Here is an 18710-nt window from a genome sequence, read left to right as displayed (position 1 = left end):
TTCCCTTCCCACCCGACTAGCCGAGGAAGGGGGTCCGCAACGCTGCGTTCTCGCGCCGCTGGTAGGCGATCGCCATGGCGGTGCCGCCAAGGATCGTCAGGAGCAGAGCGAGGTTGACGGGCCCGGCGATGTCGCCGACCCCGGTGTTGGCCAGGGCAGGGCAGGCCGCGATCGTGAACGTGGTCGAGACGGTGAGGTACTGCTCCTCGGCGACGATCGCCTTCTCCGAGGTTCCGGCCACCGCGTTCCAGTACACGGTCACGGTGTAGTCACCGGGTGCCAGGCCGCTGATGGTGAACTCGTAGCTCGGCCCGGTCGGCACGATCGCACCGCCACCGTAGGCCCCGTTCGGTCCGGTGTATCCCCACTCGTACTCCTGATAGAGCGACTCGTCGGTGAGCAGCCCCGTGACGAGAACCTGCGCCGAGCCGTTCGAGCCCGTGCTGCAGGTCGACGGCGTTGCCGTGATGCCCAGCTCCGGGCACGGTTCGAGCGTGAACTCGGTGCTCGACTCGGTGACGAGATCGCCCTCCTCATCGCTGTCGTACATCCGCACGGTGACCGTGTAGGTGCCCGGGTCGAGGTAGGAGAAGTAGGCGATCTCCTCGCTGCCCCAGCCGGAGTCGACGACGACATCGTCGAGCAGCAGCTCGTAGAAGTAGTCGCTGTCGGTGTTGGTGGCCGCGATCTCCGCCCACCCGTAGCCGTCGTAGTAGGTGCAGCTCTGCGCATCGATCGCGATGCCGGGGGTCAGCGACTGCTCACTGCTGCAGCCGTTGTCGACGAAGGCCTGTGCGTCGGGACCCCAGTTCTGGCCGTCCGCGTCGTAGACGTTCGGCGGGTAGATGTCGCCCCACTTGCCGTCCGGGCCGACCGCGGGCCACACCGGCCCGGTGTGATCGATGTGCCCGGCGTTGTAGAACGCGTTGAGGTTCGTCTCGATCGGCACGTAGGGGTTCGTGTTGCTGGCCGTTCGGTGACAGAAGGCGATCTTGCCCTGCGGTGCCTGGGCCACCACCTCGTCGACCTTCAGTGCGGCGGTCGGCGTCTCGGCGGGTGCGGGGTCGATGCACGTGATGCCGTCGGCGTCGAGCACTTGCGGTTCGGTGCACGTGGTGGGTGGCGTGGTCTCCTCGGCGGGTGCGGGGTCGATGCACGTGGCGCCGTCGGCGTCGAGCACCTGCGGTTCGGTGCACGTGGTGGGTGGCGCGCTCTCCTCGGCGGGCGGCGCGGTCTCCTCAGCGGGTGCGGGGTCGATGCACGTGATGCCGTCGGCGTCGAGCACCTGCGGTTCGGTGCACGCGGCGGGGGGTGCGTCCTCGGCCGCCGCGGGAGCGAGGCCGAGCATCCCGACCCCGGTGAATCCCAGGGCCGCCACTGCCAGCGCGGCGAGACCGCGGCGCCATCGCGACGCGCGCTCGGGTGATCCCGCACGCATTCGGTGACCGGTTGTTGTTGGGCCAGTGTCGGTTGACATCATCGTCGTACTCCGTTTCCCTCGGGCGCAGTCGCGCAACGCGCTCATGCAACTCCCGCGCCCGGGGTGAATTGCGAGTGCGCAAGGGGGCGGAAACGGGGCTAGTGAGGGGTGAATGGTGCGCTAGGCGACCGCGTCGAACATCCGCTGGATTCGCGTCGCCGCGCGGGTAGAATGGCTTCGTCGCGACTGGCGTTCAGATGGGATCCCATCGGGGAGCGACCCAATTCACGGTTGGTGGCCGTACGCCTGGGCCACGACTCTCGCTCACCGTGGAAGGAATGTCATGTCCCAGTTCACCGCCCCCCTGTCCGAGGTCGACCCGGAGATCGCGCAGGCGCTCGCCGACGAGCTGGGCCGCCAGCGCGGCACGCTCGAGATGATCGCGAGCGAGAACTTCGTGCCGCGCGCCGTGCTCGAGGCGCAGGGTTCCGTGCTCACCAACAAGTACGCCGAGGGATACCCCGGCCGGCGCTACTACGGCGGCTGCGAGTTCGTCGACGTCGCCGAGACGCTCGCCATCGCCCGCGCGAAGAGCCTCTTCGGTGCCGCCTACGCGAACGTGCAGCCGCACTCCGGAGCCTCGGCGAACGCCGCGGTGCTGAGCGCCATCGCGAACCCCGGCGACCGCATCCTCGGCCTCGCGCTCGACCAGGGCGGCCACCTCACGCACGGCATGAAGCTCAACTTCTCCGGCAAGCTCTACGAGGCCAACGCCTACGGCGTCGACCCGGCGACCAACCGCATCGACATGGATGCCGTGCGCGAGAAGGCGCTCGAGGTCAAGCCGCACGTGCTCATCGCCGGCTGGAGCGCCTACCCCCGTCAGCTCGACTTCGCCGCCTTCCGGGCGATCGCGGACGAGGTCGGCGCGATGCTCTGGGTCGACATGGCCCACTTCGCGGGATTGGTGGCCGCGGGCCTACACCCGTCGCCGGTGCCGCACGCGCACGTCACCTCATCCACCGTGCACAAGACCATCGGCGGACCCCGCTCGGGCTTCATCCTCACCAACGACCTGGAGTTGCAGAAGAAGCTCAACTCCAACGTGTTCCCCGGCCAGCAGGGCGGACCGCTCATGCACGTGATCGCGGCGAAGGCCACCGCGTTCAAGCTCGCCGCCGAGCCGGAGTTCAAGGAGCGCCAGGAGCGCACGATCCGCGGGGCCCAGATCCTCGCCGAGCGGCTGATGGCGGCCGACACGAAGGCGGCGGGCATCGATGTGCTCACCGGCGGCACCGACGTGCACCTCGTGCTCGTGGATCTGCGCGACTCGGCGATCCACGGTCAGGACGCGGAGGACATCCTGCACTCGGTGGGCATCACCGTGAACCGCAACGCGGTGCCCAACGACCCGCGCCCGCCGATGACCCCCTCCGGCGTGCGCATCGGCACCCCCGCGCTGGCCACCCGCGGCTTCGGCGACGCCGAGTTCACCGAGGTCGCCGACATCATCGCGAACGCGCTCAAGCCGAACCCGGATGTCGCGGCCCTGCGCGAGCGCGTGCTGAAGCTCACCGACGGCTTCCCGCTCTACCCCGGGCTCACCTCGCCCGGGACGTGGGCATGAGGGTGCTCGTGACGAGCGTCCTCACGGGTGGCGGGAGCAATCCCCGCTTTGGCGGGAGTTGGAGCCGGATGGCGGGGTCAATGACTCCCGCCATCCGTGTGCAGGTCCCGCCGAAGATGCCGCGGCGAGGCGCCGCATGACCGCGGTCACGCTCGACGGCGTCGCCACGGCGACCGCGATCAAGGGCGAGCTCGCCTTGCGCATCGCTGCCCTGCGCGGCCGCGGCATCGTGCCCGGCCTCGGCACGCTGCTGGTGGGGGATGACCCGGGCTCGCAGGCCTACGTCGCCGGAAAGCACCGCGACTGCGCGGAGGTGGGCATCGAGTCCATCCGCGTCGACCTGCCGGCCACCGCATCCGCCGCGGACGTGCGCGCGGCGATCGCGGACCTCAACGCCTCCGGTGCCGTCTCCGGCTACATCGTGCAGCTGCCCCTGCCCGCCGGGCTCGATGAGAACGCGATGCTCGAGCTCATCGATCCGGACAAGGACGCCGACGGTCTGCACCCCACGAACCTCGGTCGTCTCGTGCTCGGTGTGGAGGGCGAACTGCACTCCCCGCTGCCCTGCACCCCGGCCGGCGTCGTCGAGCTGCTGCGTCGCCACGACGTGCCGATCGCGGGCAAGCACGTCACGATCGTCGGGCGCGGGCTCACGGTGGGCCGCCCGCTCGGGCTAGTGTTCACCCGCAAGGGCGTCGACGCGACCGTCACGCTGACGCACTCCCGCACGGTCGATCTGCCCGCCGAGGTGCGGCGCGCCGACATCGTCGTCGCCGCCCTCGGGGTGCCGCACTTCATCCAGCCCGACTGGATCAAGCCCGGCGCGGCGGTGCTCGACGTGGGGGTGACGCGCATCGGCATGAGTGAGTCCGGCCGGGCGCGGTTGCACGGGGACGTGCATCCGGATGTCGCCGAGGTCGCTGGGTGGCTCTCACCGAACCCCGGCGGGGTCGGTCCCATGACGCGCGCGATGCTGCTGCAGAACGTGGTGCAGCTCGCGGAGTACTGAGCGCCCGAGCGCTACAGCCCGAGCGTGTTGATCTCGCAGAACCCGGGGTTCTGTCGGATCGACGTCCAGGCCTTGGCGAGCGTGCTCTCGGCGCGCGCGAGCGCGCTCACCGTGATGGTGCAGGCGCTGATGCGGTTGACCTCGTCCGCGGTGCCGAAGCCGTAGGCGAACGTCGCCCAGCCGCCGGGCGAATCGGGCGCGATGTCGGGATCGAGCGGGCTCACCGCGCGCATGACGCCCGGCACGTGACCCTGCGCGCTGACGCAATAGGCCTGGAACGGCGAGTAGTCGCCCTGGAACACCGGCGCCCCGGCCATCGTCACCACGAACTGCGAGCCGCTGCTCCACGTGCGGCCGCCCGTCGAGGTGTCGTTCGCGGTGATCTCGGAGACCAGCCAGGCGTCGTCGCCGATGGTGTCGCGCCAGCCGCTGCACTCCTCGTCGAGCTGGTCTTCGACGGCGCTCTCGTCGTCGAGGTCGTCGAATGGTGCGAAGACGGTCTGGGTGATCGTGGCGGTGGCACCGGTGGGCGAGGTGAGCTTCGCCTTGATCGTGAAGAGCACCTCGCCGTCGACGCCCGGTGCGGGCGTGCTCGACGCGCTCGGGCTCGGGGTGGGGCTCGGCGTCGCCGTCGCGGTCGCGGTGGCCGACGCGGTCGGTGTGGGGGTCGCCCCGCCGGGCAGGGTCATGGTGCCGCAGCCGCCCAGCGCGAGGGCGGTCACGATCGCGAGGCCGGGCATGATGAGCTTCATGGCGCCGAGCCTAGTGGTCAGCGGTCGCGCATGGCCCCGTCGGATGCCTCGACCGTGAAGGTCGTCGGCGGCGCGAAGCCGTGCTCCGCGAACGCCCCGTCGAGGGCGACCTGGATGCGCGACACGGCGTGCGACGGCACGAGGGCGATCGCGGCCCCGCCGAAACCGCCGCCGGTCATCCGCGCGCCGATGGCGCCGTTCGCGCGCGCGGTCTCGACGGCGAGGTCGAGTTCGGGCACGGAGATCTCGAAGTCGTCGCGCATGGAGACGTGCGAGGCATCCAGCAGTTCGCCGATCGCCAGCGGGCCCTCGGCACGCAGCGCCGCGACGGTGTCGAGCACGCGCTGGTTCTCGGTGACGACGTGCCGCACCCGTCGGAACGTCTCGTCGTCGAGCAGCTCGCGCGCCCGAGGCAGGTCGTCGACGCTCACGTCGCGCAGACTCGGCACGCCCAGCACGGCGGCGCCGCGTTCGCAGGATGCCCGGCGGGCGGCATAGCCGCCGGTGGCATGCGAGTGCGAGACCCCCGTGTCCATCACGAGCAGCTCGAGTCCGGCCTCGGCGAACCCGAGGTCGACCACGTCGAAGTCGAGGCTGCGGCAGTCGAGGAAGACCGCGGCATCCCTGCGTCCGAACAGGGACGCGAACTCGTCCATGATGCCGGTGGGCGCGCCGACGGCGCGGTTCTCGGCGAGCTGTCCGGCGCGGGCGAGCGTGCGGCGATCCAGCCCGAGCTGCCAGATCTCGTCGAGGGCGACCGCGACGGCGCACATGATCGCCGCCGACGAGGAGAGCCCGGCACCGACGGGCACCGTGGATTCGATGGCGAGGTCGACGCCCGGCACGGCACCGAGGTCGGCGCCGAACTGGCCGAGGGCCCACGCGACGCCCAGCGGGTATGCGGCCCAGCCGGCGAGGTGCTCGGGGGTGAGCTCGGTCAGGGGCAGCTCGGCGAGTTCGTCGGCGAATCCGCTCGCGACGCGCAGCAGTCCGTCGTCCCGCGCGCCGAGTGCGACGACGGTGCGCCGGTTGATGGCCAGCGGCAGCACGAAGCCCTCGTTGTAGTCGGTGTGCTCGCCGATGAGGTTGACCCGACCCGGCGCCGACCACACGCCCAGCGGCGTGCGGCCGTGCACCTGCTCGAACGCCTCGATGACCTCGTCACGGATGTCGCTCATGCCCTGCCGATCCCGTCCCTGATGAACTCTGCCGCCTGCTCAGGCGGGATGTCCCCGATCCATGCTCCCATCGCCGACTCCGAGCCGGCGAGGTACTTCAGCTTGTCGGCGGCACGCCGCGGCGAGGTGACCTGCAGCATGAGCCGCACGGCGTCGCGACCGACGTGCACGGGGGCCTGATGCCACGCCGCGATGTACGGCGTCGGGGTCTCGTACAGGGCGTCGAGCCCACGCAGCAGTCGCAGGTAGAGCTCGGCGAGCTCGGTGCGTTCGGCGTCGTCGGTGGCGGCGAGGTCGGGGATGTGGCGGTGCGGCAGCATGTGCACCTCGAGCGGCCAGCGCGCGGCGAACGGCACGAACGCGGTCCAGTGCTCGCCGCTGAGCACGACCCGCTCGCCCGCGCGCTCGAAGTCGAGGATGCGCTCGAAGAGGTCGGGGCCCTGCTCGTCGATCGCGGCGAGCAGGCGCTGGGTGCGAGGGGTCACATAGGGATAGCTGTAGATCTGGCCGTGCGGATGGTGCAGCGTGACCCCGATGGCCTCCCCGCGGTTCTCGAACGGGAACACCTGCGCCACCCCGGGCAGTGCCGAGAGCGCCTCGGTGCGATCGGCCCAGGCCTCGATCACCGTGCGTGCGCGGCTCGGGCTGAGCGAGCCGAACGACCCCTCGTGCTCGGGGCTGAAGCACACGACTTCGCAGCGGCCGACCGCGGGCGCGGTGCGCCCGATGCCGACGCCGTGCAGATCGACCGCACCGAGCTCGGGGCCGAAGGAGGGGGAGCGGTTCTCGAAGACCACCACGTCGTAGTTCGACGGCACCTCGGAGGGGTTGGTCGGGGTCGAGGGGGAGAGCGGGTCGCGGTCGGCCGAGGGCAGGAACACGCGGTTCTGCCGCGCCGCCGCGATGGAGATCCACTCGCCGGTGAGCGGATCCTGGCGCATCGTCGCGGTGACCGGTCGCGCCGGCAGGTCGCGTACGTCGGCGGCGCGCTCCGCGGGCAGCGTCGTGTCGGCGTCGTCGTAGTAGATGAGCTCGCGACCGTCCGCCATGGTCGTCGCGTGCTTCGTGATCCCGGCCAAGAGCATGCCGTTACGATATCGAAAGTGGAACTTGCGAATGCGAAAGATATCGTAAGCCCGCGCCGCCGCGAGCTCGCAGGCATGGTCGCGGAGCGCGGTTTCGTGCGGGTCGGCGAGGCGAGCCTCGAGCTCGGCGTCAGCGAGGTCACGGTACGCAGTGATCTGGCCGCGCTGGAGGCGGCCGGGCTGATCACCCGGGTGCACGGCGGAGCGATGCCGACGACCCTCAGCGAACCGAGCCTGGAATCCTCCCTCGATCGGCAGGCCGCCGCCAAGACCGCGATCGGCCGGGCCGCGGCAGCCCTCGTCACGTCGGGGCAGGCGGTCTACGTCGATGCCGGCTCCACGGCGATGGCCCTGGCCCGTGCGCTCGTCGCACGCCGCGAGCTGCACGACCTCACCGTCGTCACGCCGGGTCTGACCATCGCGCTCGCGCTGGAGGCCGCGCTGCCGCGGTTCAGCGTGGTCGTCACGGGCGGAACCCTGCGGCCGCTGCAGCACTCGCTGGTGAATCCGTTCGCGGCACCGATGCTGGCGGCGCTCAACCTCGACCTCGCCTTCATCGGCTGCAACGGCATCCACCCCGACGCCGGGGTCACCAACCTCAACCTGCCGGAGGCCGAGATCAAGACGCTGGCGATGCGGCGCTCCGCCCGCAGCATCGTGCTCGCGGATGCCACGAAGCTCGGCCGCATCGAGCTCGCCCGCATCGCCGCCCTCGATGACTTCGACGCCCTCGTGACCGATGGGGAGTTCCCCGTCGACGGGCTGACAGTGGTGCGGGCCTAGGCTGGACGCCGTGAAAGCGCCAACCGGAGAACAGCACGTCATCACCCGAGGCACGGCGCGGGCGGTGATCACCGAGCTCGCGGCGAGCCTGCGCGAGCTCTCGGTCGACGGCGTCGACCTCGTGCAGTCCTACCCCGAGCACAGCCTGCCGCCGTTCGGCGAGGGCATCGTGCTCATGCCGTGGCCCAACCGGGTCGAAGACGGCCGCTGGCAGCTCGACGGCGCGGTGCAGCAGCTCGACCTCACGGAGGTCGAGCGCAACAACGCGATCCACGGGCTGCTGCGCAACACCCCGTACCGGCTGGTCGAGCGCGACGCGGAGTCGGTGGTGCTCGCCGCGGACGTGTTCCCGCAGCACGGGTATCCGTTCCACCTCGAGACCACCGTGCGCTACGCGCTCGTCGCGCAGGGCATCGAGGTCACCCACGGCGTGCGCAACGTCGGATCGGGTCGCGCACCGGTCGCGGTCGGCACCCACCCGTTCCTGAAGATCGGTGGGGTGCCCACCGACGAGCTCACCCTGGTGCTCAACGCCGCCACCCACTTCGAGGTGGATGCCCGCCTCAACCCGATCCGCGAGCACGACGTCGAGGGCACCGAGTGGGACCTGCGCGCCGGCCGCCTCGTGCGCGACCTCGAACTCGACGACGCGTTCGGCGGCGTGAGCACGGTCGGCGGGGTCAGCGCCCTGCTGCGCGCGCCGGACGGCCGGGAGGTGCGCCTGCTGCAGGACGAGCGCCACGGCTACCTCCAGGCGTTCATCACGCGCGAGTTCCCGGGCGCCGGCACCGCGATCGCGCTGGAGCCGATGACCGCCCCCGCGAACGCGTTCAACTCGGGGCTCGGGCTGCAGTGGCTGGAACCCGGGGCGGCCTGGGCGGTCGGCTGGGGCATCCAGTACCATGGTGGTATCGAAGGGGAGTAGTTCCCGCCGCGCCACGAGCGCGGTCGAGTGAGACATCGACATACTGGTCGCCGACGCAGGTGACCCGGTGCTCCACCAGTGCGAACTGGCGAACGAGACCTTCGGCCACGACTCCGGCCGAAGTGTGCACCCCGCATTCTCCGGCCGGACCAGACCGAAGGATGTCCACCATGACGCCCACCAACGCCCAGATCCGCCGTTGGCGCCGCTACCTCGCCGCCGAGCGCGCGGAGGCCGCCATCTACCGCGACCTCGCCTCGCGCCGCACGGGGGAGGAGCAGGAGATCCTGCTCGCCCTGGCCGATGCCGAGCGCCGGCACGAACAGCACTGGCTCGACCTGCTCGGCGACCAGGCCGGCGAGCCCAAGCGGGACCTGCGCACCGCGTTCCTCGGCTTCTTCGCCCGGCGGTTCGGTTCGGTGTTCGTGCTCGCGCTCGCGCAGCGGGCCGAGTCCCGTTCGCCCTATGACCGCGACGCGGATGCCACGACGCAGATGGCCGCGGACGAGCGCATCCACGAGGAGGTCGTGCGCGCCCTCGCCGCGCGCGGTCGGCAGCGGCTCTCCGGCACGTTCCGCGCGGCCGTGTTCGGCGCCAACGACGGGCTCGTCTCCAACCTCGCGCTCGTGCTCGGCTTCGCCGCCGCGGGCATGCCGAACCACGTGGTGCTGCTGGCGGGCATCGCCGGTCTGCTCGCTGGGGCGCTCTCGATGGGTGCCGGCGAGTTCGTCTCGGTGCAGTCGCAGCGCGAGCTGCTCGACGCCACCACGCCGAACGACAACGGTGCGGATGCCCTGCCCCACCTCGACGTCGACGCGAACGAACTCGCCCTGGTCTACCGCGCCCGCGGCATGTCCCCGGACGACGCGAAGGCCCACGCGGACCTCATCATCGCCGGCATCGAGCTGATGCCCAGGCGTGAGGGTGCGCAGCACGAGTCCGTGGGCACCGCCATCGGCGCCGCGCTCTCGAGCTTCCTGTTCTTCGCGTCCGGCGCGATCATCCCCGTGCTGCCCTACATCTTCGGTGCCGAGGGCTTCACGGCGGCCGCGATCGCCGCCGTGCTCGTCGGTGTCGCACTGCTGGCCACCGGCACCGTCGTCGGGCTGCTCTCCGGCACCTCGCCGCTCGGGCGCGCGCTGCGCCAGCTGGCGATCGGCTACGGCGCCGCCGCGGCCACCTACCTGCTCGGGCTGCTGTTCGGGGTCACGACGGGCTGACCGGCCGCTGCGCGTTGCTGGCCGCGACGATCTCCGCGATGCCGCGCGAGCCGAACGCGGCCTGAACGCCGAACGCGGCGAAGCCCACCGTCACGATCAAGGGGGTCGCGTAGGGGGCGACATCCACCGCGATGCCGCGCCCGGGGCGGCCGTCGATGGTGGTGAACGCGGTCGCGGTGATCGAGTCGAGCTCGGCCCAGGGCATCAACAGCAGTTCCCTGGGCCGCGGCCCGGGCGACCACGCGGAGATGCCGCGATCATCGACGAGTGCGGGGAACCAGCCCTGACTCACGTCGGCCGTGTAACCCTTCGCGGCCATATAGGCGGGCAGGTCCGGTGCCAGTGTGGCCTGCCGCTCGGCGAGGAACACCAGGGCGGTCGGATGCAGCTTCGCCAGGCGGCGCAATGCCAACCCGTTCCACGCCGCACGTCCGGTCACGAGCGTGAGCAGCGCCCACATCACCAGCACGGCGAGCGCCGGAACCGGGCTGTCCGTCGGCGCACCCGCGACGAAACTCGCGATGGCGAAGACGATCGCCGACGCGATCGCGACCGCGACGACCGCGATCGCGAGAGCCCGGCGTCGATATCGGGTGGTGACCTGCATCGTCGTCTCAGTCCTGGTTCGGGGCGTCTCTCACGTTATCCATGGCCGTGCCGTCGGGCGCCTCGACACGCTCGCGCGGGCCGCGGCGGGGTGCGGAATACTGGTCGCGTGCAGGACTGGCCGATCGTGCGACGAGAGTCGATCCTCGACCAACTGGTTGCGCGGCTCGGCGGTGCACGGCGCCGCTCGCAGCTGCTGCGCGGCCCCAGCGGTGTCGGTAAGACGACGCTCGCCTCCACGGTGGCGGCGAGCCTCGGCGTCGGCGGCCGGGTCGTGGTGCCCGTGGTCGCGCTCGCCGAGTTGCGGTCGGTGCCGATGGGGGCGCTGGCTCCGCTGCTGGCATCCGAGCGGTTCCGTCACCTGGCGTCGGCGGACGAGCGGCTCGCGGCCCTCGTGAACGCGATCGGCTCCGCCGCCGCGGACCACGTACTGCTGGTCGACGACGCGCCGCTGCTCGACGAGGTGTCGGCGGCCGCCGTCTACCAGCTCGCCCGGGTGTACGGCGTGCGAGCGCTGCTGACCGCCCGCGACGAGCACCCCATCACCGGCCCGATCGCCAGGCTGCTGCACGAGGATCTCGTGGAGGTCACCCAGCTCGAGGGCTTCAGCGACGACGAGTTGCGCGAAGTGCTCGTCCGCAGGCTGGGTGCCGGGGTGAGCCCCCACACCGTGCAGAACCTGCGCGCGCGCACGATGGGCAATCCGCTGTTCGTGCGGGAGCTGGTGCTCGCGGCCGAGCGCGAGCACGGCGTGCACAGCGGGCCGTTCGGCCTCGAATTCGATCTCGCCGGACTGCCGGCCCACATCCTCGCCTCCGTCGCCGGGCACCTCGACTCGCTCGGAGCCGCGGCCCGCGCGCTGCTGCGCAGGATCGCGTTGAGCCAGCCCTGGCCTCGCGAGGCCGTGCTGCCGGCGGACGAGTCCGCGCTCGACGAGTTGCTGCGGGCGGATGCGGTCTCGGAGCAGAGCATCGGTGCTGGGCGGTATGTGCGGGTGGTGCATCCCATGTATGCCGAGGCGGTCGCCGCCCGATCCGACCGCGAGCGGCGCGAGGACCGGCTCGCCGCTGCCGCACGGCTCGAACCGCTCGACGACGGTCAGTACCGTTTCACGGCGCTGTGCCTGCGGTTGGATGCCGAACAGCAGATCCGGGTGGCCGACCTCGAGTGGGTGGCCGGCTACGCCCAGGCGGCGGGGGACCACGGATCCGCGCTGCGGCTCGCCGATGCAGCGCTCGCGGCGGGGTCGGGGTTCGCGGCCATGATCGTGCGCGCGGGTGCCCTCTCCGCGCTCGGGGACGCCGAGGCGGCGGGGCGCTCGTTCGCGCAGGCGACGGTGCTCGCGACGGGTCCGCGGGAGCGGGCGGTCGTGGCATCCCGGCACGGACAGCACATCGCGTACCGGCTCGGGTCGCCCGCGCTCGCCGTCGACGAGGTCGAGCCGCTGCTCGCCGGTCTCGACGATGCCGGGCGGGCGCTGCTGGCACCCGACCTCGCGAAGTGGCGGGTGATGGCCGGCGACCGCGCCGGGTTGACGCAGCTGGCGGCGAGTCCGGACGATCTGGCCGCCGCGCTCAGCACCGCGGTCGGGCAGGCCATGTTCGCCACGATGGCGGGTCAGGCCGCACCGGCGCGGGAGGCGGTGGCGGTGGGGCGACCGCTCGCGGGGCTCGCCGTCGACGCCATGCCGTTCGCGCCGCACCTGCTCGACCTCTCAGAGTTCCTGGTGCTGGTGGCGGAGGGGCGGCTGAGCGACGCCCGGGTGTTCGCCGAGCAGCGGCGCTCGGCCGCGATCCCGGATGCGGCGGGCCAATGGTCCTACGCGCTCGCGATCGTGCACGCCCAGGGCGGCGACCTCGACGCGGCCGCGCACCTCGCCGCGCTCGCCGTGGAGCAACTGCGCTGGCGGGACTTCACGGGACTGCTCGGCGCGGCGAGCGCCCTGCACGCCGGCATCCAGGCGCAGCTCGGCGAGGCCGAGGCGGCCCGCAGCGCGCTGGACGCGCTGACCGCCGCGCACCGCGACGACGTCAAGGTGGTGCTGCACGCGGCCGAGGCCGAGGCGTGGCTGCTGGCCGCCGAGGGGCGAACGGATGCCGCGGCCGACGCCGTGCATCGCGCCGCCGTGACCGGGCTCGAGTTCCGCCACGACCTGCTCACCGCGATGACCCTCGCGCTGCTCACCCGACTCGGGCATGCCGCGCGCTCGGCGCCGCTGCTGCGCGAGGCGGCCGATCGATCCGGCAGCGAGTTCATCGCGGTGGTGGCGGCCCAAGCGGAGGCGCTGCACGTCGGCGACATCGCTGCGGTGGTCGACCTGACGGATCGCCTGGTCGGCGCCGGTCACGTGACGACGGCGGTGGAGGGGCTGTTGCTGGCCGAGCGTCTCGCCCAGCGCGATCGCGCCCCGCGCCTGGCGGTGCGCGCGGCGGCACGGCGGGCCGATATCGCCCGGCCCGGCATGGTGCTGGTTCACCGCGCGCGCGATCCGGACATCGAGCTCACCGAGCGCGAGCGCGAGGTGGCCGTGGCGGCGGCCCGGCGCGAACGCAATCGTGAGATCGCCGAGCGGCTCGGGCTCTCGCTGCGCACGGTGGAGAACCACCTCGCGAGCGTGTACCGCAAGCTCGGGGTCACCGGGCGCGACGAACTCGCGCGCGCGCTCGACGAGGCGAGCCCGATCTAGGAGTCGGTCTTCGCGACCCCGTAGTTGAGCACGACGCCGTTGGAATCCGGGTCGGTGTACCAGCTGAGGCTCACGGTCCACTCCGGGCTCTGCAGCACCGTGGTCTTCAGCTCGCCCATGTCGCCTTCGGCGAGCACCTCGTATCCGAGGCCCTCGATCTGGTCGGCGACCGAACCAGCGACCTCGTCCGAGGCGACCGTGATGGTCAGGGTGTACGTGGTGTCGATGGCGAGCGAGGAGACGATCTGCCCCTCGGGGATGGGCAGGCCCGGCCAGCCGTCCGGCACCTGTGCCGAGCCGCCACCGGCGCTGGTGTCCACGTCGATGCCGGTCTGGTTCTCGATCACGCCCTCGACGAGGTTCTCGACCGGGTTGCCGAAGCATCCGGTGAGCGAGAGGGTCAGCGCGGCGGCGCCGAGGACGGCGATGGGCAGGGACGTGGCACGCATGTCAGTTCCTTCGTGACGGGATGGCCGGTCGTTCGACCGCTGCATCCACCGTCGCGCACCCGGTCACCGGGCACCATGAGTGGTGACCACTCAGTGGCCACTCAGGCGGGCAGCAGCTCCTTGAGCAGCGCCTCGACGCGGCCCTTGATGTCGTCGCGGATCGGGCGCACCTCCTCGATGCTCTTGCCCTTGGGGTCGGTGAGCTCCCAGTCCTCGTAGCGCTTGCCCGGGAAGATCGGGCAGACGTCGCCGCAGCCCATCGTGATCACGACGTCCGAGTCGCGCACCTGCTCGGTGGTCATCAGCTGGGGCACGCCCTGCGAGATGTCGATGCCCTCCTCGGCCATCGCCTGGATCGCGATCGGGTTGATCTGGTCGCCCGGCTCGGAGCCGCCGGAGCGCACCTCGACAGCACCCCCGGAGAGGGCCTTCATGTAACCGGCGGCCATCTGGGAGCGACCGGCGTTGTGGATGCAGACGAAGAGGACGACAGGCTTCATGAGAAAAGCATAGACCGCTATCTATGCTTTTTGCGAATCGAGTTCGGTGAGCAACTGGCGCACGCGGCGGTCGATGTCGTCGCGCACCTCGCGCACCCCATCCATCGTCAGCGTGGCCGGGTCGGGCAGCTCCCAGTCGAGATAGCGACGGCCGGGATACACGGGGCAGGCGTCCCCGCAGCCCATCGTGACCACCACATCCGCCGCCCGCACGACCTCGTCGGTGAGCGGCTTCGGAAACTCGCCGTCGATCGAGACGCCGATCTCGTCGAGGGCCGCGATGACGCGGGGATCGATCGCGCCCGCGGGCTGCGAGCCGGCCGTCAGCACCCGCACGTCGTCGCCGCCGAGGGAGCGCAGGATCGCGGAGGCCAGCTGCGAGCGGCCCGCGTTCTGCACGCACACGAAGAGCACGCTCGGCGGACCCTCCGGCGCCGTCTTGGCGCGGGCGAGGGCGGCGAGTCGCTCGGCGGCGAAGCGGGAGGTGAGCGAGGGCAGGTAGCGCGTGATGCGGGCCTGCTCGGCGAGCAGCCGGTAGCTCTCGTCGACCACGCCCGTGACCGTCTCGGGGGAGAACACCCCGGCGAAACGCACGGCGAGGTCGGCGGCGATCCGTTCGAGCACGGGGCCGGCCACGACGCCGGCCGCGGGGTCCGCGCGCACGGACTCGGCGACATCCCCGGCCCGTTCCGGTGCGATCGAGTGCCAGACCTGGCGACCCTCCTGGGTGCGATCGAGCAGGCCCTCGTCGGCGAGCACCTTGAGGTGGTGGGTGGCGGTCGGCTGGGCGAGACCCAGGCGCTCGGCGAGCTCGGTGACCGTCGCACGACCGTCCGGCGCCTGCTGGATCAGCCCCAGCAGCTGGATGCGCGTGGGATCGGCCATCGCCTTGAGGTTGCGCGCGATCTGTTCCGCCTCGTCGCGGTCGATCGGATCGGGAAGCATAGATGGAAGTCTATGCAATGCCGCTACGATGTGCGCATGCACCTCGCCCGACGCCTCGCCGCCGAGTTCCTCGGCAGCGCCCTGCTCGCCACCACCGTCATCGGCTCCGGCATCATGGCCGAGCGCCTCTCGCCGACCGATGTCGGGCTGCAACTGCTGCAGAACGCGTTCGCCACCGCGCTCGGGCTCGGGGTGCTCATCGCCGTGTTCATCACGGTGAGCGGTGCGCACTTCAACCCGGCGGTGTCGCTTGCCGACGGCGTGCTCGGCCGGCGGCCGTGGCGGGACATCGCGCTCTACATCCCGTCGCAGATTCTCGGATGCATCGGCGGCGCCGCCCTCGCCAACCTCATGTTCGACCTGCCCGCCGTCACCATCAGCACCACCGAGCGGCTCGGCGCCGGCACCTTCATCGCGGAGATCGTTGCGACCGCCGGCCTCGTGCTCGTGATCTTCGCGCTCGTGCGCACGGAGCGCACGGGCGCGATCCCGGTCGCGGTCGGCGCCTACATCGGCGCCGCCTACTACTTCACGAGCTCCACGAGCTTCGCCAACCCCGCCATCACCATCGGGCGCATCTTCAGCGACACCTTCGCGGGCATCGCGCCGTCCTCGGTGCTCGGCTTCGTCGCGGCGCAACTGCTCGGTGCGGCGGTCGGGGTGGTGCTGGTGCGGGTGTTCGTGCCGGTGCCGCGCGCTGCGATGCCACCGCGCTAGTGCGCGGTGCGCGCTGCTCCGGCCGCTCAGCTCGCTGCCAGCGCATCCCTGCGCACCCGTCGCGCGGGGTGCTCGTCGGGCAGGTTGGGGCCCTTGCCGAACAGCTTCTCGCGCAGGGTTCCTGGCGAGTACTCGTGACGCATCAGGCCTCGTTGCAGCAGCAGTGGTGTGAGGTGCTCGGCGAAGTCTTCGTAGGTGCCGGGGCTGATGACGTAGCTGATGTTCAGACCGTCGACACCGAGATCCTGCCAGTCCTCGATTTCCCGCACGACCTGCTCCGGGGTGCCGACCACCCGGCGTGAACCGATCCAGCGCACGAAGTCCTCGAGGGTCCAATCGAGGTCGGGGCTGAAGCGGGCCACCTTCTTCACCGCATCGTTGGCGACCTCCCCGTTCAGGATGTCGGTGAGCTTCGCCCGGCGCGGCAGCAGATCGAGGTCGAACTGCCAGAATGCGCTGAACTTTGCGAACGCGGCATCCAGGGACTGTGCCTCCCGGAACTCGTCGTCCAGTCGGCGCGCCTCCTCCTCGGTGCTGCCGAGCACAAATGCGAAGCCGCCGAAGATCCGCACATCCTCGGGGCGGCGCCCCGCGGCGACCGCCTCACCGCGCAGCCGGGCGATGTTGGCTGCGGCTGTGGAGCGCTCGAGGGAGGTGAACAGCACCTCCGCGTGGCGGCCCGCGAAGTCGATGCCGACATCCGAGGCAGCGGCCTGGAAGAGCACCGGGGTGCGTTGCGGCGAGGGCTCCGAGATGTGGGGGCCGACCACGTCGTAGTAGGGCCCGACGTGGTTGATCTCGTGGATCTTCGACGGGTCGACGTAGCGCTGGTTGGCGATATCGCGGATGACCGCGTCATCCTCCCAGCTGGCCTCCCACAGCTTGTAGACCACGTTCATGTAGTCGTCTGCGCGGGCGTAGCGCTCCTCGTGCGTCGGCAGTCCGCCGAAGCCGAGATTGCGACCGGCGCCGGGCAGAAAGCTCGTCACGATGTTCCAGCCAACGCGCCCCTTGCTGAGGTGATCGAGCGTCGTCATCTTGCGGGCGAAGGAATACGGGTGCTCCTGCAGCACATTCTCGGTGACCACGATGCCAAGGTGCTCGGTCGCGTAGGCGAGCACCGGGGCCAGCACGGCCGGATCGTTGATCGGGGTCTGCATACCCGACAACACCGCCGCATCGCGCTTGCCCTGGTAGATGTCATAGGTCGCGAGCACGTCCGCGAAGAACAGCAAGTCGAAGTGGGCGCGCTCGAGCAGTCGGGCGATCTCCACCCAGTACTCCACCGAGTTCAGCTCGAGCTGGCGGCTCTTCGGATGGGCCCACAGGCCCTGATCGTGGTGCGACAGCACGAACTCGTTGAAGGCGCTGAAGAGCATGCGGGGGCGTTGCGGCACGGGAGAACCTCTTTCCGAATCGATCGACGCTAGGCCCATGACCGGGTCAGCCGTCGAGTCGCGTACGCAACGCAGCGTCACAATCGTCACGGGCCGAAATCTCCCGGGATCGCCGGGCTGGGGCGTCATACAGTCACCCCTTGTGACCAGACCCGCTTCGCATGGCCGCAGTGCCGCCCTCCTCGCCACCCTCGATGACTTCGCCCCCTATCTCGACGAATTGCGTCGTACGGCGGCGGAGCACGACGTCGACCGCGTGCATCCCTTCGACGAGTTTCGACGCTTCGCCGTCGCCGGGCTCGGCGCGGTGCGCGTGCCCGTGGAGTTCGGCGGGCGCGGGCTCGGACTCGTCGACTTCTTCGACTTCCTCATCTCGCTCGGTGCTGCCGACTCCAACATCCCCCAAGCGCTGCGGCAGCACTACTTCCGCGTCGAGCTCGCCCTGCTGCAGCCATCGTCGCCTGCCACCACCGAACTGCTGCACGCGATCGCGGCCGGCCGGATCTTCGGCAACGCCACCTCGGAAGCCTCGAACGTGCCCATCGGTACCATCCAGACCGTGCTGCGCACCCTGCCGGACGGCACCCTGCGCTTGAGCGGCAAGAAGTTCTACAGCACCGGCAATCTGTATGCGCAGTTCATCCCCGTCTCGGCCGTCGATGAGCACGGTGACGCCGTCGTCGTCATCGTGCCAGCCGATCGGCAGGGGGTCGAGATCTCCGACGACTGGCCGGGCTTCGGACAGAAGCTCACCGCGAGTGGCACCACGACGTTCACCGACGTGCTCGTCACCGACGACGAGGTGCTGCGACGCGGCACTTCGGACAGCCACCACACGATGGGTTACCACCAACTCATCCTGCTCGCGACCATCGCGGGCATTGCTCGAGCCGCGGCAGACGACGTGCGCCGACTGGTACAGGAACGCACCCGCGTCTACAGCGCAGGGTCGGGGGACCTGCCGCGTGAGGACCCCCTCATCCAGGAGGCCGTCGGACGTGCGGAGGCGGCCGCGTTCACGGCGCGGGCGATCGTGCTGTCGGCCGCCGCCGTCCTTCAAGAAGCGTGGGATGCCTGGGTCGACCCCGACATCGACTCCGCCACCAGCTCCGCACTGTTCGCCGAGGCGGACATCGTCGTCTCCACCGCGCAGGTGTCTATCGTGCCGCTCGTGCTCGAGCAGACCAGCCACATCTTTGACGCGCTCGGGGCCTCCGCGACCCACGTGCGGGCGGCGCTCGACCGGCATTGGCGCAACGCGCGCACCGTCGGATCGCACAATCCCTGGATCTACAAGGCGCGACAGGTCGGCGACTACGTGCTCAACGAAGTGCTGCCGCCCATCTTCGTGGCCGGCTCGGATGTCGGCGTCCACCCGGGCGCTGCGAACTCACACAGCAGCAAGAACTGA

17 protein-coding genes and 1 riboswitch are annotated in these 18710 nt (G+C 70.9%); of the genes, 8 read left to right on the top strand and 9 right to left on the bottom strand.

Annotated elements, in window-relative coordinates; genetic code table 11:
- Positions 1-16: 16 nt before the first annotated feature.
- A complete protein-coding gene (locus tag PYV02_RS04175; protein ID WP_275756485.1) occupies positions 17-1438 on the bottom strand; it encodes a COG1361 family protein in 1422 nt (473 codons plus the stop codon).
- A 214-nt stretch (positions 1439-1652) separates the two neighbouring features.
- Positions 1653-1739, top strand: a riboswitch (ZMP/ZTP riboswitch).
- A gap of 24 nt (positions 1740-1763) precedes the next feature.
- On the opposite strand from PYV02_RS04175, the gene glyA reads away from it, so the two are divergent.
- Together glyA and PYV02_RS04165 are read left to right on the top strand one after the other, a co-directional pair.
- A complete protein-coding gene (gene glyA / locus PYV02_RS04170; protein ID WP_275756483.1) occupies positions 1764-3047 on the top strand; it encodes a serine hydroxymethyltransferase in 1284 nt (427 codons plus the stop codon).
- A 136-nt stretch (positions 3048-3183) separates the two neighbouring features.
- A complete protein-coding gene (locus PYV02_RS04165) occupies positions 3184-4056 on the top strand; it encodes a bifunctional methylenetetrahydrofolate dehydrogenase/methenyltetrahydrofolate cyclohydrolase (RefSeq protein WP_275756481.1) in 873 nt (290 codons plus the stop codon).
- 11 nt (positions 4057-4067) lie between these two features.
- Here PYV02_RS04165 and PYV02_RS04160 read toward each other — a convergent pair whose 3' ends face one another.
- From PYV02_RS04160 to galT, 3 genes are read right to left on the bottom strand one after another with little or no spacing between them, the layout of a single operon-like run.
- The gene (locus tag PYV02_RS04160; RefSeq protein WP_275756480.1) at positions 4068-4808 is read right to left on the bottom strand and encodes a hypothetical protein; all 741 of its coding nucleotides are present in this window, start codon (positions 4806-4808) and stop codon (positions 4068-4070) included.
- 17 nt (positions 4809-4825) lie between these two features.
- Positions 4826-5986 (bottom strand): galactokinase, encoded by a 1161-nt coding sequence (gene galK / locus PYV02_RS04155; RefSeq protein ID WP_275756478.1) that lies wholly within the window; start codon positions 5984-5986, stop codon positions 4826-4828.
- Positions 5983-7071 carry a galactose-1-phosphate uridylyltransferase gene (gene galT / locus PYV02_RS04150; RefSeq protein WP_275756476.1) on the bottom strand — a complete coding sequence of 363 codons (1089 nt, stop codon included), beginning with the start codon at positions 7069-7071 and terminating at the stop codon, positions 5983-5985. The genes galK and galT overlap by 4 nt, the downstream gene beginning before the upstream one ends.
- Before the next feature lie 18 nt (positions 7072-7089).
- Here galT and PYV02_RS04145 point away from each other — a divergent pair, with 18 nt between their 5' ends.
- From PYV02_RS04145 to PYV02_RS04135, 3 genes are all read left to right on the top strand, one after another.
- Complete coding sequence (locus PYV02_RS04145; RefSeq protein WP_275756474.1) at positions 7090-7854, top strand: DeoR/GlpR family DNA-binding transcription regulator; 765 nt, start codon at positions 7090-7092, stop codon at positions 7852-7854.
- Between the two features lie 10 nt (positions 7855-7864).
- Complete coding sequence (locus PYV02_RS04140) at positions 7865-8779, top strand: aldose 1-epimerase family protein (protein ID WP_275756472.1); 915 nt, start codon at positions 7865-7867, stop codon at positions 8777-8779.
- 161 nt (positions 8780-8940) lie between these two features.
- Positions 8941-9999, top strand: a complete 1059-nt coding sequence (locus tag PYV02_RS04135) for a VIT1/CCC1 transporter family protein (protein ID WP_275756470.1) — start codon at positions 8941-8943, stop codon at positions 9997-9999.
- Here PYV02_RS04135 and PYV02_RS04130 read toward each other — a convergent pair.
- Complete coding sequence (locus PYV02_RS04130) at positions 9986-10606, bottom strand: hypothetical protein (RefSeq protein ID WP_275756468.1); 621 nt, start codon at positions 10604-10606, stop codon at positions 9986-9988. The two genes, PYV02_RS04135 and PYV02_RS04130, sit on opposite strands and share 14 nt — an antisense overlap.
- A 108-nt stretch (positions 10607-10714) precedes the next feature.
- On the opposite strand from PYV02_RS04130, the gene PYV02_RS04125 reads away from it, so the two are divergent.
- A complete protein-coding gene (locus tag PYV02_RS04125) occupies positions 10715-13291 on the top strand; it encodes a helix-turn-helix transcriptional regulator (protein ID WP_275756466.1) in 2577 nt (858 codons plus the stop codon).
- On the opposite strand, the gene PYV02_RS04120 is transcribed toward PYV02_RS04125, so the two are convergent.
- From PYV02_RS04120 to PYV02_RS04110, 3 genes are all read right to left on the bottom strand, one after another.
- Positions 13288-13740 (bottom strand): hypothetical protein, encoded by a 453-nt coding sequence (locus tag PYV02_RS04120; protein ID WP_275756464.1) that lies wholly within the window; start codon positions 13738-13740, stop codon positions 13288-13290. The genes PYV02_RS04125 and PYV02_RS04120 overlap by 4 nt on opposite strands.
- 101 nt (positions 13741-13841) lie before the next feature.
- Positions 13842-14240 (bottom strand): arsenate reductase ArsC, encoded by a 399-nt coding sequence (locus PYV02_RS04115; RefSeq protein WP_275756462.1) that lies wholly within the window; start codon positions 14238-14240, stop codon positions 13842-13844.
- A 21-nt stretch (positions 14241-14261) separates the two neighbouring features.
- Positions 14262-15185 carry a metalloregulator ArsR/SmtB family transcription factor gene (locus tag PYV02_RS04110; protein WP_275756460.1) on the bottom strand — a complete coding sequence of 308 codons (924 nt, stop codon included), beginning with the start codon at positions 15183-15185 and terminating at the stop codon, positions 14262-14264.
- Between the two features lie 36 nt (positions 15186-15221).
- Here PYV02_RS04110 and PYV02_RS04105 point away from each other — a divergent pair, with 36 nt between their 5' ends.
- Positions 15222-15902: an aquaporin gene (locus PYV02_RS04105; RefSeq protein ID WP_275756458.1), complete on the top strand. Its 681-nt coding sequence runs from the start codon at positions 15222-15224 to the stop codon at positions 15900-15902.
- A 26-nt stretch (positions 15903-15928) separates the two neighbouring features.
- On the opposite strand, the gene PYV02_RS04100 is transcribed toward PYV02_RS04105, so the two are convergent.
- Entirely contained in the window at positions 15929-17299 is a 1371-nt protein-coding gene (locus PYV02_RS04100) for an NtaA/DmoA family FMN-dependent monooxygenase (RefSeq protein WP_275756456.1), read from the bottom strand.
- 142 nt (positions 17300-17441) lie between these two features.
- Between PYV02_RS04100 and PYV02_RS04095 the strand changes: the two genes are divergently transcribed.
- Positions 17442-18710: an acyl-CoA dehydrogenase family protein gene (locus PYV02_RS04095; RefSeq protein ID WP_275756454.1), complete on the top strand. Its 1269-nt coding sequence runs from the start codon at positions 17442-17444 to the stop codon at positions 18708-18710.

The organism is Antiquaquibacter metalliresistens (assembly GCF_029211225.1).
Lineage (GTDB): Bacteria > Actinomycetota > Actinomycetes > Actinomycetales > Microbacteriaceae > Rhodoglobus > Rhodoglobus metalliresistens.
Note: the sequence above shows the minus strand (reverse complement) of the source record. Positions and strands in the feature narration are given on the sequence as shown.